We start from the raw sequence: 25,113 nt of genomic DNA, 5'->3' as shown, positions 1-25,113 counted from the left end.
AGCGGATGTGAGCGGGGACACCGAGTACCGGCTCGGCCCGTGGTGTGAGCCCGATAACGCATGGCCGAGCCGGTGTGGACATCGCGCGCGGCGACGGACAGGGGACCTTGCCTCAGCGACGCGGAAACCGGACCGCGACAGCGCCGGTCGCACACCCGCCGACACGAGTGTGGGGTCGCACCAGGGTCCCGACCCCACACTCGAGGGATTGCCGCGCCGATGACGGCGAGCCGCCGATCAGCCCAGTGCCGAGGTTTCGGCGAGGACCTTGTCGCGATGCTGATCGCGCAGGGCCTTGTGGTGCGGACTGCGCCGGACAACCAGGTACGCCAGGCCCAGTACCGCGAACCAGATCGGCGTCACCAGCAGGGCCTGCAAGGTGTCGGATTCCTGGGTGAGTGCCCAGATCAGGAACACGAAGAAGGCGAGCACCGCCCAGACCATCGGGATACCGCCGGGCATCTTGAAGTTCGATGCCTCGTGCAGGTGCGGGCGACGGCGGCGGAAGGCGAGGTAGCTGGCCAGGATCATGGTCCACACGAACATGAAGCACAGCGACGAGATCGTGGTCACCACGGTGAACGCCTCCACGATCGACTGGCCCGCATACAGCAGCACCACGCCGATCATCAGGAACGCGCACGAGAAACGCAGCGCGTTGGCCGGCACTCGGCGCGGCGAGAGCTTGCCGAAGATGGCGGGGGCGTCGCCGTCACCGGCGAGGCCGTAGACCATGCGCGAGGTGGAGTAGATACCCGAGTTCGCACTCGAGGTGGCGCTGGTGAGCACGACGAAGTTCACCACGCTCGCCGCGATCCCGAGCCCGGCCAGGCTGAACATCGCCACGAACGGGCTCTCGTCGGCCGAGACCTCCCGCCACGGCGTCACCGCGCAGATGACGATCAGCGCGCCCACATAGAACAGCAGCACGCGCACCGGAATGGAGTTCACCGCGCGCGGCAGGGTCCGCTCCGGGTCCTTGGCCTCGGCCGCGGTGGTGCCGACCAGCTCGATGCCGACGAAGGCGAAGACCGCGATCTGGAAGCCCGCGACGAATCCCATCGGGCCCATCGGGAAGAAGCCGCCGTCGTTCCACAGGTTCGCGATCGATGCGGTGCTGCCGCTGTCGCCGGTGAAGCCGGTCAGCACCATCACCAGACCGGTGACGATCAGCGCGCCGATGGCGATCACCTTGATCAACGCGAACCAGAACTCGGTCTCGCCGAACGCGCGCACGGTGGGCAGGTTCAGCACCAGCAGCACCGCGATGCAGACCAGCGCGGGAATCCACAGCGGCAGGTCCGGCCACCAGTAGGCGACGTAGCCGGCGATCGCGACCACGTCGGCGATACCGGTGACGACCCAGCAGAACCAGTAGGTCCATCCGGTGAAGAACCCCGCCCACGGGCCGAGCAGATCACCGGCGAAATCGCTGAACGATTTGTACTCGGAGTTCGACAGCAGCAGTTCGCCCATCGCCCGCATGACGAAGAACAGGAAGAACCCGATGATCATGTAGACGAGGATCACCGACGGCCCGGCCAGCGAAATCGTCTTACCCGAGCCCATGAACAGGCCGGTGCCGATGGCGCCGCCGATCGCGATCAGCTGAATGTGCCGGTTGGCCAGTTGGCGACTCAGATGCCCGGGCCCCTCCGTTCCCCCTGCCGGATTCCCGTTGTCCCCCGAACCCCCGTCGCTCTGTAGCACGGCCATGGAACTCCCTCCGGATCAAGCACGAAGAGCCCATTCGACCATCCGGCGACGGACGCGGGCCCGGCGGATAGGGTATGCACCCAGGTCGCTAGCACATATGTTCGAATGGCGTTAGGCTCTGTCGCATGACCATGCCGTTGCAGGGATCGCTGCTCGACGGGCTCGGCGGGAGCGGATTGGCGCCGCTGTCGGGGGTGCGCCGCACCCCGCTGTCCGCGGGAGCCTGGGTGGACCAGCTGCCGGGCTGGCTCCGCGGGGCCGACGAGCTGTTCGAGCAGCTGGCGTCCTCGGTGCCGTGGCAGGCCGAGCGGCGGCCGATGTACGACCGGGTGGTCGATGTGCCGCGGCTGCTGTGCTTCTACGACGAAGCCGAGGCGCTGCCGGACCCGCTACTCGATCAGGCCCGCGAAGCCCTCACCGAGCATTACCGGGCCGAGCTGGGCGAGCCTTTCCGCACGGCCGGGTTGTGCTTCTACCGCGACGGGCGCGACAGCGTCGCCTGGCACGGCGACACCATCGGACGCGGAGCCCGCCACGACACCATGGTCGCCATCGTGTCGCTGGGCGCGCCGCGCCCATTGCTGTTGCGCCCCAAGGGCGGCGGTGCGAGTCTGCGCTTCCATCCAGGCCATGGCGATCTGTTCGTTATGGGCGGATCCTGTCAGCGCACCTGGGAGCACGCGGTCCCGAAGACGCGCAAACCCGTCGGACCCCGCATCAGCATTCAGTTCCGTCCGCGCAACGTGCGCTGAGGTCGCGCCGCCGAGCTCACCCGGCGGGGCGTACTCACCGAGTTCGGCAACCGAAACGTGGCGGCGGCCACAGCACAGTGTCGTACCCTGCCGCTACATTTGCTCCATGAATGATCCTGGGGCGGGGGTGCTGGCGGTGATGCCGCTGCACACGATCAGCGATGTGTACGGTGAGGACGGCCTGCGCGGCCGATTCGCGTTGGAGACGGCGGAACTACCCGGCGCCGAGCAGCTCACGACCGCACTCGACTTGGCCACCGAACTGCACCGCGACGACCGATACGGGCGCGAGCCGTACATAAATCACCTACTGCGCGTGGCGATTCGGATCGCCAGCCACTACGAGGTGCGCGATACCGAGGTGGTGATCGCCGGGCTGCTGCACGACTCGGTCGAAGACCACCCCGCCGAACTGGCAGGCCCGGGATCGGCGTCGCCGACATCGGCCGCGCTGGCCGTGCTCGCCGACCGATTCGGTCCACGGGTCTCCGACATCGTTGCCGCGGTGACCAATCCGGCCCCCGACCCCACCCGCGACCGCCATGAGCAGTACCGCGAGCACGTCACCGATTCACTCGGGCGTGCGCCGTGGGCGCGGGTCGTGAAGCTGTCGGACTTCACCGACAACGGCGTGGGCATCCTGTACGCCACCGGCCCGGTGCTGCACAAACTCGCCACGAAATACCGGCCGCTCACCGACGTCTACCGGGACCTGGTATTGCGGGCGGACACCCCGCTCGCCGAGCACGTCAAGGTGCATATCCTCGAACAGCTCGACCTGGCCGATCAACGCTTCGACGCCATCCTGGCGCCACACTGAGTCCGCGGCGCCGCATCGGCCCGCCGGACCTCCGCCGCCGCGCCGAGCAGCCGAACCCGTTGACCGCAGCACTCGCGGCGCCGTCCAGCGCCGGGCCTGCGGCACGCCCGCAGCGCCGGAAAACTCACAGCGCGGCGCGGATCACGGGCGTCGGCACCCAATCCGGCGCAGCACCGAAGCGCGCGGGTCCGCGAATTGTCACGGCCCCCGTAAGACCGATTCGGTCAGCGCACGCACCGCGGCGAGCACACGATCGGTCTCTCCCGAGCGCACCAGATCGGGCACGGTCGGCCCGGCCAGGCTGTCCAGCAGCAGCCGGCCGACGATTTCGGCGTCCAGGTCGGGGCACGCCGCACGCAGCAGCGCGGTGATGTGGTCGAACCAGAACCGGTGGAACTCTGCGGTCCTCGGATGCGGGGGCTCGTTGCGGTAGACGGTCATCAGCTCGAGGTTGTCGATCACCAGCCGTGCCATCGCGTCGAAGAAGGCGATGAGCCGCTCCCCCGCCGGTGCGCCGGGCCCCAGCGGCGGTGGACCCTCCTTGACCGCATCCATCAGCGTCAACGCACTCTCGGCGACCATCTCGTGCAGCAGCCCGGCCCGGTTGCCGAAACGATGGAAGATGGTCCCCTTCCCGACGCCCGCCGCCGCGGCGACCCGATCCATCGTGATCGCCTCGGCGCCGTGCTCGGCGAGCAGCGCCCTGGTGGCGTCGAGGATCGCGCGCCGGTTGCGCGCGGCATCCGCGCGTTCGGCGGGACGGCGGTCGGTCATCGCACCACTTTCGTTGACAAGTTGACCGGCGGTCCATATCGTCGGCGAGGTAAGTGGACTGTCGGTCAAATTATGGAGTTTCAATGCAGGCAATCGTAATGACGGGAACCGGTGGACCCGAGGTTCTGGTCGCGCGCGAAGTTCCCGTGCCGCATCCAGGGGCGGGCGAAGTACTGATTCGCACCGAGGCGATCCCGGTCCTCTACCCCGAAACCCTCTTACGCTCCGGTGTTTTCCCGATGGCCGTCGACCTTCCCGCCGTCTTCGGATTCCAGGCGGCGGGCGAGGTGGTCGAGATCGGCGCCGGGGCGGATCCGAGTCTGCTCGGGCGCCGCGTGGTGGTGGAGACGGCAGGGGCGGGCTCCTACGCCGAGTTCGTTCGCGCAGCGGCCCATGCCGCGACCCCCATCCCCGAGGGAGTGTCGGCCGATGATGCCGCGGCGGCGGTGATGAGCGGATCGGTGGCGATCGCGCTGCTGAAGGCCGCCCGGCTCACCGGCACCGAGACGGTGCTCGTAGAAGCGGGCGCGACCGGCGTCGGCAGCTATCTGGTGCAGCTGGCCGGGCAGTTCGGGGCGGCGCGGGTGATCGCCACCGCGGGCGATACGGCCAAGCGGGAACGGGCCGGCGAACTCGGCGCCGCCGAGGTACTCGATCATCGGGACGAGCACTGGACCGACACCCTGCGCACCGTGCTCGGTGACGCCACCATCGACGTCGTCTTCGATTCTCTCGGCGGCTCGTCCGCCGCGCGCCTGCTCGACGCCATGACCCCGGGCAGCGGCCGCATGCTCAGCTACGGCTGGCTGTCGGGCACACCGGCGCAGGTCTCGGCGAGCGATCTGCTCACCTGCGGGCTCACCCTCATCGGCTGCGCGGGGCCGGCCTGGCTGGCGGGACTGGCACCCCATCGAGCCGAGATCCTCGAGCGGGTCCACGCACTAGCTCCGGCCGTCGAGACGACGCTTCCGCTCGAAGACGCGGCCAAGGCGCATGAGCTGGTCGAATCACGCGCCCCGCTCGGCAAGATCATTCTGCGGCCCGGTGCGAACCGGTAGCGGCCGGACCGCCCGGCGCGGCGTCGCCATCAGCACCACCGGACGGGAATTCCGCAGTGCGTGCCCCCGCCCCGTCGACGGATCCCTACGAGATCAGCGCCATGCACTCGCCGACGATCGGCTCGTGCGTCAGCGTTCGAGCAGGAAGAAATACGGCTCGGCCAGCCCACGCATGTCCATCACGCCGAGCAGCGCGTCCTCGTCGAGTCGCCGGAAATGGTCGATGATCGGCAGATGGTCGTAGACCATGGCCGCGCTGACGACGCCGCGGTATTCGATATCTCGTAACCGGGCCGTCGGCTTCTTGGTGCGCAGTGCGGGCGCGAGGAAGCGCAGGTTGTTGCGCACCGGGCGCAACCAGGTGGCGGGGAATCGACCGGCCAGTCCCAGCGGAGCACGGCGCGGGTCCACGGCGAAGATCGAACCGTTCTCGTCGGAGAACAGCAGTGGATGCACCTCGTCGGGGCTGTCGAATTGCTTGCCGTACCAGCCGGATTCCACGAGCACACCGGCCCACGGATGCCCGGTGTCCACTTCGCTGCCACGCCAGCGTCCGGTGGTCACCTCGGCGACGCGGGCGGCGGGCAGATCATCGAACACCGCCCAGGCCTGCTCCGGCGTGCAGCGTCCACGCAATACCGTGCGCTGATCTTCGGTCATCGCCCGACTCCTCACCGTCGCAATGTTGCGAAGAAAAGTCTATCGGTCTCTCATTCCGGTGCTTCAGCCGGAACCGGTTTGACCTCGAGTGCGGTTGAGGAAGCAAGATCGATGCCGAGAGCGGGGGTCCGGCTTCCCGGCCGAGCTCCGCACTCGATTCGAGCCGTTCGCGGCTTGCCGCTCGCGCTCCCGCCGGGGTCCTGTACACCCACCCGGCGGGAGCGCGGACATGGTTCGGCGCCTCGAGACTTCGTTCGTCGTGATTCGACCGCCACACCGCACTGGTGATGTTCGCTGGTCCTGTCACGACGTTCGGTGACGCCGACCCGCGGCCGCCGCTTCGCTCGCCGGGACGAAACCGGCTGCCCGGCAATACTTCACGCGGGCCCGTTCGATCACACCAGCCGAACGGCCACCGGACCACGCCACCGCCGCACCACCGATAGGGTGAACCTCATGCGGACCGTGCTCGAACCCCACGTCGACGCCGCCAATCGACTCACCCGCCGGTGGTGCGACGTGGCCGCCGACGGAGATTTCGTCATCTCCGGCGCCGGGCTGTGGCCGTTGCTCGCGCTGATGGCCTCGGCGGCGGGCGGACCCGCGCGGGCCGAGCTCGAGGCGGCGATCGGAATGCCCGGCACCGCAGCGCATTCGGCGGCTCTGCGGCTGCTGGAGACGATGGATGATGCCGTCGATCTCTCGGCGGCGCTTGGCGCCTGGGTCAATCGCGGACTGGCACTGAACGACGAGTGGCTGAGCAGCCTGCCCGCCGGCACCGTCGATCTACTCACCGACCAGGCAGCCCTCGACGCTTGGGCCGATCAGCACACCCGAGGGCTGATCAAGAAGTTCCCGCTCCGGATCGACCACTCGACCCAGCTCGTGCTGGCGACCGCGCTGGTGGCTCGCACCACGTGGCGGGAAAAGTTCCGCGAGACTGCGATGGCACCGGAATCCGGTCCATGGCAGGGATCTCCGGTGGCCGCCTTGTCACGCACCACCAGTCGGCTGGGCGACGCTGCGATTCTCGACGGGCCGCATCCGGTGACCCGCGTCGTCGTGCAGGGCACTGCCGACGTCGATATCCATCTGCTGCAAGGGCCCGCAACTCCTGCCGGAGTGCTCGCTACCGGACTGGACGCGCTGGCCGGGGCGGTCGACGTGCGGACGGAGCTCCCTGTCGGCACCGAGGGCCCCGGACTCACAGTGCGCGAAGAGATTTCACTGCGGAACTCTCCCCAGCTCCGGCTGCAACTCCCGCCCTTCGACGTGCGCTCCACGCATAATCTCTGCGACACGCCCCTTGGCTCACTGTTCGGCTTGAACAGCGCTCAGACATCAGGGCATCACTTCCCCGGAATCTCGACGTCGCCGTTGATGATCAGCCAGGGCGCCCAGGAGGTGCTGGCCCGCTTCACCCGTGACGGATTCGAGGCCGCGGCAGTCACCGCTTTCAGCATGCGCGCAGGCAGTAAGCCGCCACCGCCGACCGAATACCGCGTCACCGTCTGCACCGCGACCTTCGACCGCCCCTTCGGTTTCCTCGCCGTGCACCGCCCCACCGGCCTCGTCATCGTGGCCGGCTGGATCGCCTCCCGTCCCGCGGAGCACCGGCCGACTCAGCGCGAACAGAGCAGTGCGACGGGTTCCGCCGGGCCCGCATGGCAACGTCACCACCCGAAACCGGCGACTCCGCAACCACATCCGGCCCCGTTGCAACCACATCCGGCCCCGCCGCAGCCGCTTCCACCCCCGCCGCATCCGGCCCCACCGCAGTCACCATTCGGCCCGGCCCTGGCTCCTCCCGCTCCTCCCACCCCGACCCGGCGACCTCGCCCGGAGCCCACCCCGCAGCCACCTCGGCCACCCGCGCCGCCGTGGCCACCTGCCTCGGATTCACCGACGACCCCGCTGCGCCGCCCGCCTTCGCCCCCACGTCCACCGTGGCCGCCGTACGCACCGTGACGCGCCGCTCCTGTCCGACTCACCGGCGACCTGGTTGCTACCTGTTCGGCCGGTCCGACGATGCCTCCGCCGTCGCGGGGCACATTGGTCCCGCCTCGGCGGTAGTCGGTCCTGGATCACTCGCGGCCGGCCTCCAGGATCGCGGTCATTACCGGAACAGTTACCGCGGTGCGGGCGAGACATCGGGGCCGACCGGCCTCGGCCGCGAAAACTACTCGGTCCCGGCGGAACCTGGAAAGGTTCACGACCGGGACCGATTCAGCACTTCGCTCGGCGTCAGCCGGTGATCTCCCACTCGTACACCGTGACCTCCGAGGCCCCGGTCGTATGCACCGGATCGGTGTGGACGATCTCGCGGGCCTGGTCGAGTGAGTCGGCCAGCACGATGTAGGCGCCGCCGGTGCCGTCGGTGAAGCGGCCGGTTTCCTGCAGCATGCCCTTGGCCCGCAATTCGGCGAGGAACTGCTTGTGCGGTTCCACGACCGCCGGATCGAACCGGGGCGTGCGCATGACCATGACCAGGTACTTGTGCATCACTGCTCCGGTTCGGGACGCGGTGCGCGGGTGGCCGCGGCGGCGGCGCGGACCTGCGGCGCCACCAGCACCACCTGACCGAGCACACCGTTGACGAATGACGGCGAATCGTCGGTGGACAGCTCCTTGGCCAGTTCCACGGCCTCGTCGACGGCCACCACCGGCGGCACGTCGTTGGCGTGGAACAACTCCCATACCGCGATCCGCAGGATGGCGCGGTCCACGGCGGGCAGCCGCGACAGCGTCCAGTCCTGTAGGTACGACTCGATGGTGCCGTCGACCCGGTCCAGATCGTCGGCGACGCCTTCGACCAGGGTGCGGGTGTAGGCGTGCACCGGGGCGACCGCCTGATCGGTGACCGCGAGTTCGACCCGCTCGTCGATCAGGTCAGCGGGGTCGATATCGCGGGCTTCGGCTTCGAACAGCAGATCCACCGCGCGGCGCCTGGCCTTGTGGCGTGCGCCGAGTTTCTTGAATGCGGGTTTCTTCTCCGCGGGCTGGTCCGCCATGCGGCGTCAGGAGTTGACGCGGCTGATGTAGCTGCCGTCGCGGGTGTCGATCTTCAGCTTGTCGCCCACGTTGATGAACAGCGGGACCTGCACCTCGGCGCCGGTCTCGATGGTGGCGGGCTTGGTGCCGGCGCTGGAGCGATCGCCCTGCAGGCCGGGCTCGGTGTGGGTGACCTCGACCTCGATGGAGACCGGCAGTTCGATGAACAGCGCCTCGCCCTCGTGCATGGCGATCTGCACGCCCATGTTCTCCAGCAGGAAGCCACCGGCCTTGCCGACGATGCTCTCGCCCAGGTGGATCTGGTCGTAGGTCTCGCCGTCCATGAAGATGTAGTCGGAGCCGTCGTGGTACAGGTAGGTCATATCGCGACGGTCGACGGTCGCGGTCTCGACCTTCACACCAGCGTTGAACGTCTTGTCGACGACCTTGCCGGAGACCACGTTCTTCAGCTTGGTCCGCACGAAGGCGGGGCCCTTGCCCGGCTTCACGTGCTGGAACTCGACGATCTGCTGGAGCTGATTGTCGATCTTCAGCACGAGGCCGTTCTTGAAGTCGCTGGTGTCCGCCACTGTCTTCGGATCTCCTCGGTTCTCGGCGACCGGCGTCACTCGACGACGGTCAGGTCTTTGCTGGTGCGGGTGAGCAGTTCCGGGCCCCCTTCGCGCACCACGAGCGTGTCCTCGATCCGGACCCCGCCGCGGCCGGGAAAGTACACACCTGGTTCGACGGTCACCGCCACGCCAGACAGCAGTGTACCCGTGCCCGCTTTCGCGATTCCGGGCGCTTCATGGATACGCAGTCCGACCCCGTGTCCGAGTCCGTGCACGAACAGCGCGCCGTGGCCCGCGGCGTCGATGACGGCGCGCGCGGCGCCGTCCACATCGGCGACCGGCACGCCCGGTCGCAGGGCCTCGCGGCCGGCCCGCTGTGCCTCGCGCACCAGGTCGTAGACCTCGCGCTGCCAGTCGGCCGGTTGGCCGAGCACCAGCGTGCGGGTCATGTCGGAGTGGTAGCCGCCGACGACCGCGCCGAAGTCGAGTTTCACGAAGTCACCCGTCCGCAGCACGGCGTCGGTCGGACGGTGGTGCGGGACAGCCGAATTCGCTCCCGCGGCGACGATGGTCTCGAAGGCGACGGCTTCACCGCCGTGCTCGAACATCGCCCATTCCAGGTCGCGGGCCACCTGTCGTTCGGTGCGGCCGGGCCGCAACCCTCCGCGCTCGAGCAGGGTCGCCAGCGCGGCATCGCCGACCGCGCACGCCGCGCGCAGCCGGTCCACCTCGTAAGCGTCCTTGACCATGCGCAATTGCTCGACGAGCCCGGGCGTGGCGACCAGTTCCAGGCCGGTGCTCAGCTCCTCGAAGCCGCGGTGCTCGTCGACGGTGACCACGTGACTCTCGTAGCCGACGCGGCCGAGCTGCCATTCCCCGGCCAGTTCCACCACGCGGCGCGCACACGCGCGCACGATGTCGGCATGCAGGTCGGGCACCTGTTCGGCGACCTGGGTGCGATAGCGGCCGTCGGTACTGATGACGGTGCGGTCTTCAGCGCCATGCGCATCCCAGGAGGACACGAGCAGCGCGGCGTTCGAGCCGGTGAATCCGGTCAGGTACCTGATGTTGACCAGGTCGGTGACCAGGAGCCCGTCGATTTCGTTCTCCACCAGCAGACTGCGCAGCGCGCTTCGGCGCGCCGCGTAGTCGGGCCGCAGCCCCGCAGCATCAGCAGACATGGATCAAAGCTACCGCCGTCCTCCGCGGGCTCGACACCCCAACGCGTTTTGGGAGTACACTCCGATTTACTAGTTCACTCTCAAATAGGTGGTGTCTCCTATGTCAGTGCTGCTCTATCGGCTGGGAATCGGAAGTTTCCGGCGCCGCGGCCTGGTCGTGGTGGTGTGGCTCGCGGTGATCGCGGGAGCGATCGGGGCAGCGGCGGCGCTGTCCGGGCCTACGTCGGACACGTTCACGGTGCCCGGCACCGAATCGCAGCGGGCCATCGATGTGATGGCGCAGCGGTTCCCCGGCGCCGCCGCGAACGGCGCCGCGGCGCGGGTCGTGCTTGTGGCCCCGGAGGGCACGCGCCTCGAGGACGCGCGGCCGACGGTCGACCGCGTCCGCGATCGGCTGGAGACCGGCCCGAACGTCGCGCGGGTCGGTGAACTCGGCCCCGACGCCATCGCCGCGGACGGGCGAACGGGCCTGATCGAGGTGTCCTATCGGGTGCCCCGGGAAGAACTGGCCGACGCCGATCGCGACGCCGTCGCCGAAGCACTCACCGTCGCCCGCGAGGCCGGGTTGACCGCCGAGGCCGGGGGCGACGCGGCCGCCGCACCCGACGAGGGCGCCGGAGAAGGCATCGGCGTGCTGGTCGCGGCGGTGGTGCTGTTGATCACCCTCGGCTCACTGCTGGCGGCCGGGTTGCCGCTACTGGTGGCGGCCGCCGGGCTCACGGTCGGGCTGGCCGCGATCACCGCGGCGAGCGGCTTCGCCGACCTGAACACCGACACCTCGGCGCTGGCACTGATGCTCGGCATCGCGGTCGCGATCGACTACTCGCTGTTCATCATCCTGCGGTACCGCCAGCTCGCGGCCGCGGGCTATACGCTGCCCGAAGCCGCGGGTCAGGCCGTCGGACGGGCCGGCTCGGCGGTGCTGTTCGCCGGGCTCACGGTCATCATCGCGCTGGCCGGGCTGACCGTGGTGGGAATCCCGGCACTCACGCAGGTGGGTCTGGCGGCGGCGTTCACCGTCGCGATGGCGGTGATCGCGGCATTGACGCTGCTGCCCGCCTTGCTGGGCTGGGGCGGTGCACGGCTGGTGCGGGCACGCAGCCCACGCCGCGGCACCGGGCCCGCGCGGATGACGATGGGCAGGCGGTGGGCCGCCACCGTGGTGGCGCATCGGATGCCGGTCATGCTCGGTGCCACAGCGATTCTGCTGCTCGCCGCTGTGCCCGCGCTGGATCTGCGGCTCGGCTTCCCCGATGACGGCACCGCGCCGGCCGACACCACCCAGCGCAAGGCCTACGACCTGATCGCCGACGGGTTCGGTCCCGGGGTCAACGGCCCGCTCACGGTGGTCGTCGACGCGGGCGCCGACGGTGCCGCATCCACCGCGGCAGCCCGGGTGCGCACCATCATCGACGGCATCGGCGGGGTAGCCGCCGTCGCGCCGCCGGTGTTCGACGCCACCGGCACCACCGCGCTGCTGGCGGTGATACCGGAACACGGCCCGGCCGACCCCGCCACCGCGGACACCCTCGCCGCCATCCGCGCCGAAACCGGCGGCGCCGTGCCGGGTGCGGCCCGGGTGATGGTCACCGGCCAGGCCGCCCTCGATATCGATTCGTCGGCGAAATTGCGGGCCGCGCTGCTGCCCTACCTCGCGTTGGTGGGCGGCCTGGCGTTCGTACTGCTGATCCTTGTCTTCCGGTCCGTGCTGGTCCCATTGGTGGCGGCGGCCGGTTTCCTGCTCAGCGTGGCGGCCACCTTCGGTGTGGTGGTGGCGGTGTTCCAGTGGGGCTGGTTCAACGATGCGCTGGGCGTGCAGTCCTCGGGCATCATCGTCAATCTGTTGCCTGTGATGCTGGTCGGGATGGTGTTCGGGCTGGCGATGGATTACCAGGTGTTCCTGGTGACCCGGATGCGGGAGGAACATCTGCGCGGGCGCAGCACCGATGCCGCGATCGTCGACGGTTTCGCCGCCGGAGCCAGGGTGGTCACGGCCGCGGCGATCATCATGATCAGCGTGTTCGCCGGATTCCTGTTCTCGGCAACGCCGATGGTGCAGTCCTTCGGCTTTGCGCTCGCGGCCGCGGTGCTCTTCGATGCCTTCCTGGTCCGGATGACGGTGGTACCGGCCGTGATGTCGCTGCTGGGCCGGCACGGCTGGTGGCTGCCGAGGTGGCTGGATCGGCTACTGCCCGAGATCGACGTCGAGGGCCGCATGCTCGATGATCTCGGCACGGCCGCTCCCGATGCCGTGGGGCCGTCCACGCGCGAGGCGCGGACGGTGGACGCGGCCGCTGTTGCAGAATCGAGTCAGCCGCCGTCGCGGGATTGAGCACAGGGAGTGGGGTACACGGTGAGGTCGTCGGTCGGAGATCAGCAATCCGCAGCTGCCGGAAAGCAACCCTCCCGGCCGGCGGCCGGCCGGTCCACGGCGTCGTCGGGTGCGGCCAAGCCCACCCGGGGGCTGCGTGAGCTCAAGAAGGCCAGGACCGCGGCCGCCATCCAGCGCCATGCCATGACCCTGTTCGAGGCCAATGGGTATGACGCGACGCCGGTGGAAGCGGTCGCGGCGGCGGCCGAAGTCGCCCCGAGCACCGTGTACCGCTACTTCCCCACCAAAGAAGACCTCGTCATCTCCGACGAGTACGACAACCTCATGTTCGAGAAGCTCGCCCAGCAGCCCGCCGAGGCGAGCGTGGTGGAATCGCTGCGCGGCGCCTTTCACGAGGTCACCGCGGAGATGTCGGAGGCAGATATCGAACTCGGCCGGCGCCGGACGCGGCTGATGCTGCAGGAACCGGGCCTGCGCGGAGCCACGCTGACCAACCTGCTCGCCATGGAACGGGCGATCGCCGACCTGGTCGCCCAACGCACCGGACGCGACGGCGATGATCCGGAGATCGCCTGGTTCACCGGCGCCGTCATCGGTATCGCGCTCGGGTTCATGCGCCGCTGGGCGGAAAATCCCGACCTCGACGTGGTGACGGTGTTCGACGACGCGCTCGACCGGCTCGCCACCGGGCTCACCTTCTGACACATGCGAATCGGGCGGTATTCACAGCCGCCGCGGTTATCCACAATCAGCCCTTGGCGCCTCCCGCGCAGCCAGCAGGCCTGCCACTGTCGACGGATGGAGATCTTCGCGCTCATCACGCTCGGCGCCTGGTGTATGGCGTTGAGTGTCAGCGATATTCGAACCAGGCGGCTGCCCGATCTGCTCACTGGGCCCGGCGCCGTCGTCGTGCTCGGGTACGCGGCAGCCACCGGCAGAATCGCCGCGGCCCTCGTCGGGGCCGTGCTGCTATCGGTGCCGTATCTCGTGGTGCATCTGGTGACACCGGCCGCGTTCGGGGCCGGCGATGTCAAGCTCGCGGTCGGGCTCGGGGCGGCGGCCGGGATGTGCGGCGGTCAGGCGTGGGCGTGGGCCGCCGTCGGTGCGCCGGTACTGACGGCCGTCGCGGGGATCGCGGCACTCGTGCTGCCTCGACGAACCCGCCCGCTCGATCAGCACACCCTCCGAACCACACAGCGAGGCGCCGAGGGCGACCAGGTGGTGCCGGCGCAGGGTACGCCCGGAGCCGACGACGACGGGCGCCGCCGGCGCAGGGCGGACACCGATCCGATCGCCTCGTCGACCGGATCGGTCCTGGACTCGCGGCGGCCGCGCTGGAGACGCAGCCTGCGCCGGCCCCGCACCCGCGCGCCCGCGACGGCATCGGCCGCCGGTCCGGTCACCGTGCCGCACGGTCCGTCGATGTGCGTGGCGACGCTGCTGGCGGTGGGGTTCGGGTGACCGCGCGACAACCATTCGGCGCAGGCGGGAAGGGTGCCGCTGATCACGGTGGACCGGTTTCCCGGCCGGGAGCGTCCACATGGAAAGATGGACGGCGTGCTGCGCTGGATAACTGCTGGAGAATCCCATGGTCCCGCTCTCGTCGCCATCCTCGAGGGGATGGTGGCCGGGGTCGAGGTGACGTCGGACGAGATCTCCGCACAATTGGCGCGCCGTCGGCTCGGCTACGGGCGCGGCGCCCGAATGAAGTTCGAGGCCGACAAGGTCACCATCGTCGGCGGTGTCCGGCACGGTCGCACCATGGGTGGCCCGGTCGCCATCGAGGTCGCCAACTCCGAATGGCCGAAGTGGACCACCGTCATGTCCGCCGACCCAGTGGACCCGGCCGAACTGGCCGACCTGGCACGCAATGCCCCGTTGACCCGTCCCCGCCCGGGCCACGCCGACTACTCGGGCATGCTCAAGTACGGCTTCGACGATGCCCGCCCGGTGCTCGAACGGGCCAGCGCCCGCGAGACCGCGGCCCGCGTCGCCGCGGGCACGGTGGCACGGGCGTTCCTGCGCCAGGCGTTCGGGGTGGAGGTCGTCTCGCATGTGATCTCGATCGGCACCGCCGCCAACACCACCGGCCATGTCCCGACCGCATCCGATCTGGACGCGATCGACGCCAGCCCGGTGCGCGCCTTCGATGCCGAGGCCGAAGCGGCGATGATCGCCGAGATCGAGGCCGCGAAGAAGGATGGCGACACCCTCGGCGGTGTGGTCGAGGTCGTGGTGGAGGGACTCCCGGTCGGGCTCGGCTCGTTCACCAGCGGAGAGAATCGCCTCGACTCGCGGCTGGCCGCCGCGCTCATGGGCATTCAGGCCATCAAGGGCGTCGAGGTGGGCGATGGTTTCGAGACCGCGCGCCGGCGCGGCAGCCAGGCCCACGACGAGATGAAGCCCGGCCCCGACGGCGTGCTGCGCTCGACCAACCGGGCCGGTGGCCTGGAAGGCGGCATGACCAATGGCGAAGCCCTGCGGGTGCGTGCGGCGATGAAGCCGATCTCCACGGTTCCGCGCGCGCTGTCGACGGTCGATATGAGCAGCGGCGAGGAAGCCGTCGCGATTCACCAGCGTTCGGATGTGTGCGCGGTGCCCGCGGCCGGCGTGGTGGCCGAATCGATGGTGGCGCTGGTGCTCGCGCAGGCGGCGCTGGAGAAGTTCGGCGGTGATTCGCTCGCCGAGACCTCCGACAACATCACCAGCTACGTCAAGCGCATCAGCACCCGTCCGCATGTGGCGCCGACCGACGCGGACAGTCGGGCGCGATGACCTCCCAGGCCGACCCGCGCGCCCCGCGCGTGGTGCTGGTCGGGCCACCCGGGGCCGGTAAGTCGACGATCGGCCGCAAGCTCGCCCGCGAACTCGGCGTGCAGCTCTACGACACCGACGTCGGGATCGAACAGGAAACCGGGCGCAGCATCGCCGATATCTTCGCCACCGACGGCGAGGCGGAGTTCCGCAGGATCGAAGAGCAGGTGGTGCGCCGCGCCATCCTCGACGAGCCCGGCGTGGTCTCCCTCGGCGGCGGCGCGGTGCTCTCGGAGAACACCAGGGCGTTGCTGCGCGAGCACACCGTGGTGTACCTGGAAATCAGTGTGGCCGAAGGACTTCGCCGCACCGGCACCAGCAATGCCCGCCCGCTGCTCAACGGCGCCGACCCCGGCGCCAAGTACCGCGAGCTGATGCGGCGGCGGCGACCGCTGTACCGGGAGGTCGCGACGGTGCGGGTCCGCACCGACGGACGCAGCCCGGGCCGGGTGGTGAAGATGATCCTCGGCAAGCTGTCGCTGGAGTCGGTGCGACCGGCCGCGGGCGAGGCCATCGAACAGCAGAACCGGCCTCGCACCACCAACCCGCAGGGCAGCAGCCGGTCCAGGGCCCGCCGCAGGTCCAGGGCCAGGGCGGCCGCCCGCAAGGCGGCGCAGGCCGCGGCGAACGGACAGACCGGAACCACCGACCAGACCGCGACGACCGCCACCGGACAATCCGGTACCGCCGCGGGCCCGAACGCCGCGGCGAGCACCTCGTCCACCGGACGGTCCCGCCGCGCCAGGGCCCGCCGGGCTCGCGCTCGCGCACGCACCCAACAAGAACGCACAGAATCGGAGCAGAGCACGTGACAGAGCCGAGTCGCATCGAGGTCCGCACCGCCGACCCGTATCCGGTGATCATCGGCCGTGGCTTGCTCGGCGAGCTCGTCGAGTCGGTCACCGGCAGCGGTTCCGGCGTGCGCACGGTCGCGATCTTCCATCAGCCGCCGCTGGCCCAAACAGCCGAGGTAGTCCGTAAGGCATTGGCCGACACCGGGATCGACGCCCATCGCATCGAGATCCCCGACGCCGAGGCCGGTAAGGATCTGGCCGTGGCCGGTTTCTGCTGGGAAGTACTCGGCCGCATCGGGCTGACCCGCAACGACGTCATCGTCAGCCTCGGCGGCGGCGCGGCCACCGACCTCGCCGGATTCGTGGCCGCCACGTGGATGCGCGGAGTGAAGATCGTGCACGTGCCCACCACTTTGCTGGCCATGGTTGACGCGGCCGTCGGCGGCAAGACCGGCATCAATACCGAGGCCGGGAAGAACCTGGTGGGCTGCTTCCACGAACCCGCCGCGGTGCTGGTCGATCTCGCGACGCTGGAAACGGTGCCGCACAACGAGATCGTCGCGGGGATGGCCGAGATCATCAAGGCCGGTTTCATCGCCGATCCGGTGATCCTGGAGCTGATCGAGGCCGATCCGAAGGCCGCGCTCGACCCCACCGGCGACGTGCTGCCGGAGCTGATCCGCCGTGCCATCGCGGTCAAGGCCGAGGTGGTGGCGGCCGATCTCAAGGAGGCCGCGCTGCGCGAGATCCTCAACTACGGCCACACTCTCGGCCACGCGATCGAACGCCGGGAACGCTACCGCTGGCGCCACGGTGCCGCGGTCTCGGTGGGCCTGGTGTTCGCCGCCGAACTCGGCCGGCTGGCCGGTCGCCTCGACGACGCCACCGCCGACCGGCACCGCACCGTGCTGGAGAGCGTCGGCCTGCCGACCACCTACGATGCCGATGCGCTGCCACAGCTGCTGGAGTCGATGCAGACCGACAAGAAGACCCGTTCGGGTGTCTTGCGTTTCGTGGTCCTGGACGGCCTGGCCAAGCCCGGCCGGCTCGAAGGTCCCGATCCGACACTGCTCGCGGCCGCGTATTCGGCGATCGCGCGTGATCCCCAGCCCGGTGCGGGCAGCGCGGTCCTGCTCTAGGACGCCGATGATCCCCCGGAGCCGCCCCGGGGGATCATCGAATCAGGATGCGGCCGCGACCGGCTGGTGAGTGCCGGTCGCGGCGGAGCCGTTCTTGGCGCCGAACCTGCGCCCGAGCGCGATTCCGGCCAGGGCCGGGATGAAGATCAGCAGCACGATGAACGACGCACCCGCGGTCATTTCGAACAGCAGGCCGTTGTCGCCGAGCGCGAAGCCGGGCAGCATATCCAGAATCCAGGACACCGCACCGCTGGCGAGGCCACCGGCCACCGCGGCCTTCAGCCACGGAATCGTCAGGTCGGCGCCACCGTCGCCCTCCGGATGCGCGGCCCGGTCGCGACGGCCGTCGAGGAAGCCCCATCCGATGCCCGCGGCGATGATCACCACCAGGCACAGCAACCGCATCCACGCGCCCTGCGTCGGCCAGTTCACCATGCCGAACCCCAGCAGGACCCGCAAGCCGACGACCAGCGCACCGAGCACTGTGGCCCGCAACACCCAAGCTGTCATGCCGACCACCATAACCCCAGCCCCCTCCGCACAAAACTAGAACCCGTTACAGAGTTGGCCGTGTCGGCGCCCGATCCGATAACCGCCAGTTCACTGCGGCGTTTCCCAACCATGGTGAAGCGGTCGCGGCACTGGTAGAGACTTCCTGGTCGGTTCTCGACGGTGGAGGCGAAGGCGCGGATGGTTCTCGATCTCGGTGTGCAGCCGGCATATCGGCACGGTGTGTATCCGGACGAGAACGGCAGATTCGGCGCGTTCGGCGGCCGCTACGTTCCCGAAGGCCTGATGCCCGCGCTGCTAGACCTCGAGCACGCCTATCGGCTGGCCCGCACCGATCCGGACTTCGGCGAACAACTCACCGCCCTGCTGCGCGATCGGGTGGGACGCCCGACCCGGTTGCATCAGGTACCCCGTTTCGCCGCGACGCTGGGTGTGCCGGGCCTGAAGGTCTACCTCAAACGCGAGGACATGGCGCACACCGGCTCGCACAAGATCAACAACGCCCTCGGTCAGGCGCTGCTGGCGCAGCGCATGGGCAAGACGAGGATCGTGGCCGAAACCGGCGCGGGCCAGCACGGCGGCGCGGTCGCCGCCGTCTGCGCGATGCTCGGCCTGGAGTGCGTGATCTACATGGGCGGCGACGATATGCGGCGCCAGCCGAGCACCGTGGCACGGATGCGGTTGCTCGGTGCCGAGGTGCGGCCGGTCGAGACCGGCACGCGGCGGGTCAAGGAGGCGATCAGCGCCTCGGTCCGTGACTGGGTGGAGAATCTGGCGCACACCCATCTCCTGCTCGGCACGGTGGTCGGGCCAGCGCCGTATCCGCGGATGGTGCGCGATTTCCAGACGGTGATCGGCCGCGAGGCGCGGGCGGATATCCTGCGCGCCGAAGGCAGGCTTCCCGATCTCGTGCTGGCCTGCGTGGGCGGCGGCAGCAATGCGCTCGGACTGTTTCACCCCTTCGCCGCCGACGCCGAGGTGGAGCTGGTCGCGGTCGAGGCCGCGGGCCGTGGCGGGGCCGAAGGCGAGCACGCCGCCACCCTGACCGCGGGAAGCCCCGGCGAGGTGGATGGCACGTTCAGCTACCTGCTCCAGGATGCCGACGGCCAGATCATCCGCACCCACAGCATCGCCGCCGGGCTCGACTACCCGGGCGTCGGCCCGGAACTCAGCTATCTGCGCGACAGCGGCCGGATGAGCGCACGGACCGCCACCGACGCCGTCGCCTTGCGTGGCCTGCGAGCGCTCAGCCGCACCGAGGGTGTGCTCGCCGGCCTCGAATCCGCGCATGCGGTGGGGCATCTGATGGAGCGGGCCGAGCGCGGTGAGCTGGCACCGCACACAGTGGTGGTGCTGTGCCTGTCCGGTGGCGGCGACAAAGACCTCGCCATTGCCTCCGAACGGATCGAACCCTGAACGAGCCTCAGCGCACGCTGTCGAGTGCGGCGGCCATCGCTGCGCGTGGCGCCGGACGTCCGGTGAACTGCTCGACCTGCCCGTACGCCTGGTTGATCAGCATGTCGAGACCGCTGACCACGGTGTGTCCGGCACGGACCACCGCCTCGGCCAGCGGAGTGGGCCACGGGTTGTAGATCGCGTCGAGCACCACCGGTGCCGCGGCGACCGCATCGGCGACCACAGCCGCGGCGGCGGGCGGGACGGTGCTCACCGCGGCGCCGGAGCGGCGGGCGGCAGCGCCCACCACAGCCGGGTCGAAACCGATCACGGTGGCGGTGAGCCCGAGCCGGTGCGCGAGTTCGACCGCGCTCGCGGCCCGTCCGGCATCGCGGGCCACGATCGTCACCGCCGTGGCACCGAGTTCGGCCAGGGCCAGCAGCGCCGGACGGGCGGTACCGCCGGCACCGAGCACCATCGCCTCCGACAGCGTGTCGACCCCGCCGCCACACAGCGCGCCGAGCACACCGTCGACGTCGGTGCAGTCCGCGCGCCAGCCGCCGTCGATCCGCACCAGGGTGTTGGCCGAGCCGACCAGCTCCGCGCGCTCGGTGCGTTCGGTGGCGTAGGCCAGCGCGGCTTCCTTGCCCGGCATGGTCACCGACAGGCCGACCCATTCGGGACCGAGCCCGTCCACCAGTTCAGGCAACTGTTCGGCGGTGCATTCGATGCGCTCATAGGTCCACGGCAGGCCGAGCGCACGGTAGGCCGCCAGATGCAGTTGCGGCGACCGCGAATGCGCGATGGGGCTGCCGAGCACCGCCGCCTTGCGGACCTCGGCGCCGGAGAACTCAGCGGCCACTGTCGAGGATCCCGCTCTCCATGGCACGGTCGATATTGCGCAGATGCTCGGTGTAGCTCTGGGTGAACAACGTGGTGCCCTGCTTATCGATGGTGACGAAGTACAGCCACGGCCCCGGCTCGGGTTGCTCCACCGCCCGCAGCGCCGCCGCCGACGGCGCCGCGATGGGCGTGGCGGGCAGACCGGCCATGGCGTAGGTGTTCCATGGCGTCACCCGCGCGCGGTCGGCGTCGGTGGTGGCGACCTCGGTGGTGTCGAGGGCGTAGTTCACCGTCGAGTCGAATTGCAGCGGCTGGTCGACCTTCAGCCGGTTCACGATCACCCGCGCGACCTTGCCCATGTCCTGCGGCAGCGCTTCGCGTTCGACCAGTGAGGCGGCGATCAGCGATTCGTAGGGCGTCAGACCGGTCTCCCCGCCCGATTGCAGCAGGCCGGTGGATTCGTAGAGCGCGGCACTGGCGCTGACCAGTTCCTTCAGGATCTGCTCCGGTGTGCCGCTCGGATCGAAATCCCAGCTGCCCGCGGCGATCAGCCCTTCCAGCTGACGCGCCCGATCGGGGACCTGGCGCACCGATTCCATCGCCCATTGGGGCACACCGAGCGCTGCCAGATCCATGCCCGCGCCCGCGGCTTCCAGCTCCTGATAAGTGACGCAGTCGGTACCGATGCAGCTGGCGGCGGCGATCTTGGTGTAGATGCCTTCCTTGCGCGCGCCGGTGTTCACATCGTGCTGGTCGTGCAGCTGCCTGCCCTCGGAGATGACCAGATTGCCCACCCGCGACTCGGGTTTCACCAGCGCCGCCACCGCGTCGGCGGCCGGGCTGTGACTCGGGATCGCGTAATACCCGGGCTGCACCGAGTTCATATTCGAATTGCGCACGGCGGCTTCGTAGAAGGCGGCGCTACTGGCGACCACGCCCTTGTCGGCCATCGTGTCGGCGATCTCGGTCGCGGTCTCGCCCGGATGCACCCGCACCACCACCGGCGGTCCGGCCGGCCCGGCGAAATCCTCGGCGGGGGCGTAATCGTCCATCAGCTTCATGCCCGCGAATCCGGCCGCGCCGACGAACAGCACGGCGAAGACCGCCGCGACGGCCAGCATGGTGCGCCTGCGCCGTTTGCGCTCGGCCGCCTTCCGGGAGGCCACCCTCGACTTCTTCTTGGAACGCGCACCCGGGCGTTGCCGTGCGCCGCGCCGGGCCGCAGCCGTTTCCACCCGTGGTCGCGACCGCGCCGCGCTCTTGGTGCGGGTGGCGCTCCGCCGGACCGGTTCCGGCTCGGGCTCCGGCTCCGGCTCGGGCTCGGGCTCGATCAGGTCATCGTCGTCGGTGTACCGGGGGATGACGGTGGTGTCGTCGTCGTCGAGATAGTTCCACTCGTCCTCGGCGTCCCCCGCCACATCCGCTTCCGCGCGACTGTCCCGCCCCCACGCTTGATCGTCGCGGCGGTAGCGCCGGTCGGCTTCCCGCTGACGGTAGCGTTCTTCGGCCCGCGCCCACCGATCCGTCATGCATCGTCTCCGGACGACGCGCGGCGTACCGCTTCTTCGACCGACTTCAACACCGAACTCCGTTCGTCCAACCATCCCTGCAGGATCGACACGGCAGCCGCTTGATCGATCACCTGCCGCTGGCCGCGTGCGCGAACTCCGCTGTCCCGCAATGCACGTGCAGCTGACACCGTAGTCAAACGTTCGTCGGAAAGCCGTACCGGCACCGGCGCGACCACCGACCGCAAACGATCGGCGAATGCGATTGCCAGCGTAGCGGCAGTGCCCTTTTCCCCGCGTAAGGTGCGCGGCAAGCCGACGATGATTTCGACGGCCTCGTATTCCCGCACAATATCGGCAATTCTGGCGATGTCGGGTCCGGGACCCGCCGCGCGCGGGTTCGGTTTGGCGCGCGGCACGGTTTCCACCGGGGTGGCGAGGATGCCGTCGGGGTCGCTGGAGGCGACCCCGATGCGCACGCTGCCCACATCGATGGCGATGCGCCTGCCCCGTCCCGGGTCGGTGGCCGGATCCGGCCGATCGCCCCGGTGTTCGGTGCGTGCGGGTTCACCCATCAGCCGGCGAGTTCGGCCACCCGGGCACGGACCGCGGCCAGTCCGGCCGCGATACCCGACGGATCCGAGCCCGCACCCTGGGCCATTTCCGGCTTACCACCGCCACGGCCGGAGATGGCCGGGCCGAAGCTGGCGACGAGATCACCGGCCTTGACGCCGAGTTCCTGGGCCGGTTTGTTCACCGCGACCACGAACGGCACCTTGCCGTCGGTGTTGCCGAGCAGCACCACGATGGCCGGGTTGCTGCCGAGCCGCCCGCGCACATCGGTGGCGAGCGTGCGCAGATCGCCCGCGGCCACGCCCTCGGGCGCGGCGGCGGCGACCAGCAGCAGGTCACCGAGACGTTCGGCGCCGTCGGCCAGCGTGCCCGCGGACGCGAGCACCGCGGCGATCTTGGTGCGCTCGAGTTCCTTCTCGGCCACCTTCAGCCGCTCGACCAGCTGCTCCACCCGGGCGGGGACCTCGTCGGAGGGCACCTTCAGCGCGGAGGCGACACCGGCCAGCAGCGCGCGCTCCTTGGCCAGGTACTTGTAGGAGTCCAGGCCGACGAAGGCTTCCACGCGCCGCACACCGGAGCCGACCGAGGACTCACCGAGCAGGGTGATCGGGCCGATCTGCGAGGAGTGCTGCACATGCGTGCCACCGCACAGCTCCATCGAGAACGGGCCGCCGATCTCCACCACGCGCACCTGGTCGCCGTAGTTCTCGCCGAAGAGCGCGAGCGCGCCCATCTGCTTGGCCTTGGGCAGATCGGTGATGAAGGTGTTGACCGGGTAGTCGGCGCCGACGCCGTCGTTGGAGACGGCCTCGATATCGGCCTTCTGCTGTTCGGAGAGCTGGCCCTGCCAGTTGAAGTCGAAGCGCAGATAGCCCGGCTTGTTCAGCGAACCGGCCTGCACGGCGTTGGGTCCGAGCACCTGACGCAGCGCGGCGTGCACCATGTGGGTACCGGAGTGGCCCTGGGTCGCGCCGCGCCGCCACGCCGGATCGGCCTGGGCGAGCACCACGTCACCCTCGGTGATCTGGCCCTGCTCCACGGTGCACTTGTGTACCCACACCTTCTTGGCGATCTTCTGCACGTCGTTGACGCGCAGTTTCAGCCCGGAGGCGGTGATGGAGCCGCGGTCGGCGATCTGACCGCCGGACTCGGCGTAGAGCGGGCTGCGGTCGAGGATCACCTCGACATCGTGGCCCGCGGTGGCCGCCGGCACCCGGACACCGTCGGCGATCAGCGCCAGCACGTGCGCCTCGGAGGTCAGCTCGTCGAAGCCGGTGAACTCGGTGGCGCCACGGTCGACGAGCTCCTTGTACACCGACAGGTCGGCGTGCGCGTGCTTGCGGGCCTGGGCGTCTTCCTTGGCGCGACGGCGCTGCTCGGCCATCAGCGAGCGGAAGCCCTCTTCGTCGACCGAGAGCCCGGCCTCGGCGGCCATCTCCAGGGTGAGGTCGATGGGGAAGCCGTAGGTGTCGTGCAGGGTGAACGCGTCCGACCCGGCGATCGTCTTACCGCCGGCGGCCTTGACCTGCTCGGCGGTGTCGTCGAACAGCTTGGAGCCGGTGTTGAGCGTCTTGAGGAACGCCGACTCCTCGCCCACCGCGACGGTCTCGATGCGGCTGTAGTCGGTGGCCAGTTCCGGGTACGACGGCGACATCAGCTCGCTGACGACCTTCATGAACTCGCCCATCACCGGCTTCTCGGCGCCGAGCAGCCGCGCCGAGCGCACGATGCGGCGCAGCAGCCGGCGCAGCACATAGCCGCGGCCGTCGTTGCCGGGGTTGACGCCGTCGGCGATCAGCATGGCGGCGGTGCGGGCATGGTCGGCGATGACGCGGAAGCGCACGTCGTCGGCGTGCTCGACACCGTAGGAGCGCCCGGTCAGGGCCTCGGCCTTGTCGATGATCGGGCGCAGCAGGTCGGTCTCGTAGACGTTGTCGACGCCCTGCAGCAGCAGCGCGATGCGCTCGATGCCCATGCCGGTGTCGATGTTCTTCTTCGGCAGCACCCCGACCGGCGGATGGCCGAGCTTGGGGCTCAGCTCACCGCGGATGTCCTGCATGAAGACCAGGTTCCAGATCTCGAGGTAGCGGTCCTCGTCGGCGACCGGGCCGCCGTCCTTGCCGTATTCGGGGCCGCGGTCGTAGTAGATCTCCGAGCAGGGGCCACCGGGACCGGGCACGCCCATGTCCCAGTAGTTGTCCTTGCCGTCGCGGAACTGGATGCGCTCTTCGGGGATCCCGGCGACGCGGCGCCAGATCTCGGCGGCCTCCGGATCGGATTCGTAGGCGGTGACCCAGATCCGTTCGGGGTCGAATCCGTAGCCGCCGTCCTCCTGCGACTTGGTGATCAGCTCCCAGGCGAAGGCGATCGCGCCCTCCTTGAAGTAATCACCGAAGGAGAAGTTGCCCGCCATCTGGAAGAAGGTGTTGTGCCGGGTGGTGATGCCCACTTCTTCGATATCCCCGGTGCGCACGCATTTCTGCACGCTCGTCGCCCGCGGGAACGGCGGGGTCTCCTGGCCGAGGAAATACGGCTTGAACTGGACCATGCCCGCATTGACGAACAGCAGGTTCGGGTCGTCGAGGATCAACGAGGCGCTGGGCACCTCGGTATGCCCGGCGCGCACGAAATGGTCCAGGAATCGCCGTCGGATCTCGTGGGTCTGCACAAATATCCAGCCT

General features: G+C 69.5%; 21 protein-coding genes and 3 pseudogenes. 11 read left to right on the top strand and 13 right to left on the bottom strand.

The window, feature by feature from the left end; translation table 11 throughout:
• Positions 1 to 237 precede the first annotated feature (237 nt).
• Entirely contained in the window at positions 238 to 1,716 is a 1,479-nt protein-coding gene (gene cycA / locus FEK34_RS09640) for a D-serine/D-alanine/glycine transporter (protein ID WP_171048113.1), read from the bottom strand.
• A gap of 125 nt (positions 1,717 to 1,841) precedes the next feature.
• Between cycA and FEK34_RS09635 the strand changes: the two genes are divergently transcribed.
• Together FEK34_RS09635 and FEK34_RS09630 are read left to right on the top strand one after the other, a co-directional pair.
• Positions 1,842 to 2,468 carry an alpha-ketoglutarate-dependent dioxygenase AlkB gene (locus FEK34_RS09635; RefSeq protein ID WP_138447449.1) on the top strand — a complete coding sequence of 209 codons (627 nt, stop codon included), beginning with the start codon at positions 1,842 to 1,844 and terminating at the stop codon, positions 2,466 to 2,468.
• Positions 2,469 to 2,574: 106 nt separating this feature from the next.
• A complete protein-coding gene (locus tag FEK34_RS09630) occupies positions 2,575 to 3,288 on the top strand; it encodes an HD domain-containing protein (protein ID WP_138447448.1) in 714 nt (237 codons plus the stop codon).
• 198 nt (positions 3,289 to 3,486) lie between these two features.
• Here FEK34_RS09630 and FEK34_RS09625 read toward each other — a convergent pair whose 3' ends face one another.
• Complete coding sequence (locus tag FEK34_RS09625) at positions 3,487 to 4,062, bottom strand: TetR/AcrR family transcriptional regulator (protein ID WP_138447447.1); 576 nt, start codon at positions 4,060 to 4,062, stop codon at positions 3,487 to 3,489.
• 83 nt (positions 4,063 to 4,145) lie between these two features.
• Between FEK34_RS09625 and FEK34_RS09620 the strand changes: the two genes are divergently transcribed.
• Positions 4,146 to 5,120, top strand: coding sequence for a quinone oxidoreductase family protein (locus tag FEK34_RS09620; RefSeq protein ID WP_249358909.1), 975 nt, complete (start codon positions 4,146 to 4,148; stop codon positions 5,118 to 5,120).
• A 129-nt stretch (positions 5,121 to 5,249) separates the two neighbouring features.
• Here the strand turns inward: FEK34_RS09620 and FEK34_RS09615 are convergent, their stop codons facing one another.
• Positions 5,250 to 5,780: a DUF4334 domain-containing protein gene (locus FEK34_RS09615; protein WP_138447446.1), complete on the bottom strand. Its 531-nt coding sequence runs from the start codon at positions 5,778 to 5,780 to the stop codon at positions 5,250 to 5,252.
• A gap of 456 nt (positions 5,781 to 6,236) precedes the next feature.
• Here FEK34_RS09615 and FEK34_RS09610 point away from each other — a divergent pair, with 456 nt between their 5' ends.
• A complete protein-coding gene (locus tag FEK34_RS09610; protein WP_138447445.1) occupies positions 6,237 to 7,748 on the top strand; it encodes a serpin family protein in 1,512 nt (503 codons plus the stop codon).
• 276 nt (positions 7,749 to 8,024) lie between these two features.
• Here the strand turns inward: FEK34_RS09610 and FEK34_RS09605 are convergent, their stop codons facing one another.
• Genes FEK34_RS09605 through FEK34_RS09590 form a run of 4 tightly spaced genes read right to left on the bottom strand, consistent with a single transcriptional unit; the run spans position 8,025 to position 10,524 of the window.
• The gene (locus tag FEK34_RS09605; RefSeq protein WP_138447444.1) at positions 8,025 to 8,282 is read right to left on the bottom strand and encodes a YciI family protein; all 258 of its coding nucleotides are present in this window, start codon (positions 8,280 to 8,282) and stop codon (positions 8,025 to 8,027) included.
• Positions 8,282 to 8,791, bottom strand: a complete 510-nt coding sequence (nusB, locus tag FEK34_RS09600) for a transcription antitermination factor NusB (protein WP_130917049.1) — start codon at positions 8,789 to 8,791, stop codon at positions 8,282 to 8,284. Before nusB ends, FEK34_RS09605 begins: the two co-directional genes overlap by 1 nt.
• A gap of 6 nt (positions 8,792 to 8,797) precedes the next feature.
• Positions 8,798 to 9,361, bottom strand: coding sequence for an elongation factor P (gene efp, locus FEK34_RS09595; protein WP_138447443.1), 564 nt, complete (start codon positions 9,359 to 9,361; stop codon positions 8,798 to 8,800).
• Positions 9,362 to 9,396: 35 nt separating this feature from the next.
• Positions 9,397 to 10,524: a M24 family metallopeptidase gene (locus FEK34_RS09590; protein ID WP_171048112.1), complete on the bottom strand. Its 1,128-nt coding sequence runs from the start codon at positions 10,522 to 10,524 to the stop codon at positions 9,397 to 9,399.
• Between the two features lie 100 nt (positions 10,525 to 10,624).
• Here FEK34_RS09590 and FEK34_RS09585 point away from each other — a divergent pair, with 100 nt between their 5' ends.
• The 3 genes and pseudogenes from FEK34_RS09585 to FEK34_RS31260 form a co-directional block, all read left to right on the top strand.
• On the top strand, positions 10,625 to 12,856 hold the full coding sequence (locus tag FEK34_RS09585) for an MMPL family transporter (RefSeq protein ID WP_138447442.1): 2,232 nt from the start codon (positions 10,625 to 10,627) through the stop codon (positions 12,854 to 12,856).
• Positions 12,857 to 12,877: 21 nt separating this feature from the next.
• Positions 12,878 to 13,558: a TetR family transcriptional regulator gene (locus FEK34_RS09580; protein WP_138447441.1), complete on the top strand. Its 681-nt coding sequence runs from the start codon at positions 12,878 to 12,880 to the stop codon at positions 13,556 to 13,558.
• Positions 13,559 to 13,561: 3 nt separating this feature from the next.
• Positions 13,562 to 13,942, top strand: a pseudogene (locus FEK34_RS31260) (prepilin peptidase); the annotation flags it as partial.
• Positions 13,943 to 13,987: 45 nt separating this feature from the next.
• Here FEK34_RS31260 and FEK34_RS31370 read toward each other — a convergent pair.
• A pseudogene (locus FEK34_RS31370) lies at positions 13,988 to 14,128 on the bottom strand (ATP phosphoribosyltransferase); the annotation flags it as partial.
• Between the two features lie 285 nt (positions 14,129 to 14,413).
• On the opposite strand from FEK34_RS31370, the gene aroC reads away from it, so the two are divergent.
• The 3 genes and pseudogenes from aroC (at position 14,414) to aroB (ending at position 17,603) form a co-directional block, all read left to right on the top strand.
• Positions 14,414 to 15,631 (top strand): chorismate synthase, encoded by a 1,218-nt coding sequence (gene aroC, locus FEK34_RS09560; protein WP_138447584.1) that lies wholly within the window; start codon positions 14,414 to 14,416, stop codon positions 15,629 to 15,631.
• Positions 15,628 to 16,149, top strand: a pseudogene (locus tag FEK34_RS31365) (shikimate kinase); the annotation flags it as partial. The gene aroC and the pseudogene FEK34_RS31365, both read left to right, overlap by 4 nt.
• 329 nt (positions 16,150 to 16,478) lie before the next feature.
• Entirely contained in the window at positions 16,479 to 17,603 is a 1,125-nt protein-coding gene (gene aroB / locus FEK34_RS09550) for a 3-dehydroquinate synthase (protein ID WP_138447439.1), read from the top strand.
• A 42-nt stretch (positions 17,604 to 17,645) separates the two neighbouring features.
• Here the strand turns inward: aroB and FEK34_RS09545 are convergent, their stop codons facing one another.
• The gene (locus tag FEK34_RS09545; RefSeq protein ID WP_249358484.1) at positions 17,646 to 18,113 is read right to left on the bottom strand and encodes a B-4DMT family transporter; all 468 of its coding nucleotides are present in this window, start codon (positions 18,111 to 18,113) and stop codon (positions 17,646 to 17,648) included.
• Positions 18,114 to 18,293: 180 nt separating this feature from the next.
• On the opposite strand from FEK34_RS09545, the gene trpB reads away from it, so the two are divergent.
• A complete protein-coding gene (gene trpB / locus FEK34_RS09540; protein WP_138447437.1) occupies positions 18,294 to 19,529 on the top strand; it encodes a tryptophan synthase subunit beta in 1,236 nt (411 codons plus the stop codon).
• 7 nt (positions 19,530 to 19,536) lie between these two features.
• Here trpB and FEK34_RS09535 read toward each other — a convergent pair whose 3' ends face one another.
• From FEK34_RS09535 to alaS, 4 genes are read right to left on the bottom strand one after another with little or no spacing between them, the layout of a single operon-like run.
• The gene (locus FEK34_RS09535; RefSeq protein ID WP_138447436.1) at positions 19,537 to 20,370 is read right to left on the bottom strand and encodes a shikimate dehydrogenase; all 834 of its coding nucleotides are present in this window, start codon (positions 20,368 to 20,370) and stop codon (positions 19,537 to 19,539) included.
• Positions 20,360 to 21,880: an endolytic transglycosylase MltG gene (locus FEK34_RS09530; RefSeq protein ID WP_138447435.1), complete on the bottom strand. Its 1,521-nt coding sequence runs from the start codon at positions 21,878 to 21,880 to the stop codon at positions 20,360 to 20,362. The genes FEK34_RS09535 and FEK34_RS09530 overlap by 11 nt, the downstream gene beginning before the upstream one ends.
• On the bottom strand, positions 21,877 to 22,434 hold the full coding sequence (gene ruvX / locus FEK34_RS09525; protein ID WP_138447434.1) for a Holliday junction resolvase RuvX: 558 nt from the start codon (positions 22,432 to 22,434) through the stop codon (positions 21,877 to 21,879). The genes FEK34_RS09530 and ruvX overlap by 4 nt, the downstream gene beginning before the upstream one ends.
• Positions 22,434 to 25,100: an alanine--tRNA ligase gene (alaS, locus tag FEK34_RS09520; protein WP_138447433.1), complete on the bottom strand. Its 2,667-nt coding sequence runs from the start codon at positions 25,098 to 25,100 to the stop codon at positions 22,434 to 22,436. The genes ruvX and alaS overlap by 1 nt, the downstream gene beginning before the upstream one ends.
• Positions 25,101 to 25,113 lie beyond the last annotated feature (13 nt).

Origin of the sequence: Nocardia cyriacigeorgica, assembly GCF_005863245.1 — a bacterium.
Lineage (GTDB): Bacteria > Actinomycetota > Actinomycetes > Mycobacteriales > Mycobacteriaceae > Nocardia > Nocardia cyriacigeorgica_C.
This window is presented reverse-complemented; position numbering and strand designations above follow the sequence as displayed.

Excerpts from the sequence above, each read along its gene's own strand:
- cycA (WP_171048113.1), bottom strand. The coding sequence starts at position 1,716 with ATGGCCGTGCTACAGAGCGACGGGGGTTCGGGGGACAACGGGAATCCG.
- FEK34_RS09635 (WP_138447449.1), top strand. The coding sequence starts at position 1,842 with ATGACCATGCCGTTGCAGGGATCGCTGCTCGACGGGCTCGGCGGGAGC.
- FEK34_RS09630 (WP_138447448.1), top strand. The coding sequence starts at position 2,575 with ATGAATGATCCTGGGGCGGGGGTGCTGGCGGTGATGCCGCTGCACACG.
- FEK34_RS09625 (WP_138447447.1), bottom strand. The coding sequence starts at position 4,062 with ATGACCGACCGCCGTCCCGCCGAACGCGCGGATGCCGCGCGCAACCGG.
- FEK34_RS09620 (WP_249358909.1), top strand. The coding sequence starts at position 4,146 with ATGCAGGCAATCGTAATGACGGGAACCGGTGGACCCGAGGTTCTGGTC.
- FEK34_RS09615 (WP_138447446.1), bottom strand. The coding sequence starts at position 5,780 with ATGACCGAAGATCAGCGCACGGTATTGCGTGGACGCTGCACGCCGGAG.
- FEK34_RS09610 (WP_138447445.1), top strand. The coding sequence starts at position 6,237 with ATGCGGACCGTGCTCGAACCCCACGTCGACGCCGCCAATCGACTCACC.
- FEK34_RS09605 (WP_138447444.1), bottom strand. The coding sequence starts at position 8,282 with ATGCACAAGTACCTGGTCATGGTCATGCGCACGCCCCGGTTCGATCCG.
- nusB (WP_130917049.1), bottom strand. The coding sequence starts at position 8,791 with ATGGCGGACCAGCCCGCGGAGAAGAAACCCGCATTCAAGAAACTCGGC.
- FEK34_RS09590 (WP_171048112.1), bottom strand. The coding sequence starts at position 10,524 with ATGTCTGCTGATGCTGCGGGGCTGCGGCCCGACTACGCGGCGCGCCGA.
- FEK34_RS09585 (WP_138447442.1), top strand. The coding sequence starts at position 10,625 with ATGTCAGTGCTGCTCTATCGGCTGGGAATCGGAAGTTTCCGGCGCCGC.
- FEK34_RS09545 (WP_249358484.1), bottom strand. The coding sequence starts at position 18,113 with ATGACAGCTTGGGTGTTGCGGGCCACAGTGCTCGGTGCGCTGGTCGTC.
- trpB (WP_138447437.1), top strand. The coding sequence starts at position 18,294 with ATGGTTCTCGATCTCGGTGTGCAGCCGGCATATCGGCACGGTGTGTAT.
- FEK34_RS09530 (WP_138447435.1), bottom strand. The coding sequence starts at position 21,880 with ATGACGGATCGGTGGGCGCGGGCCGAAGAACGCTACCGTCAGCGGGAA.
- ruvX (WP_138447434.1), bottom strand. The coding sequence starts at position 22,434 with ATGGGTGAACCCGCACGCACCGAACACCGGGGCGATCGGCCGGATCCG.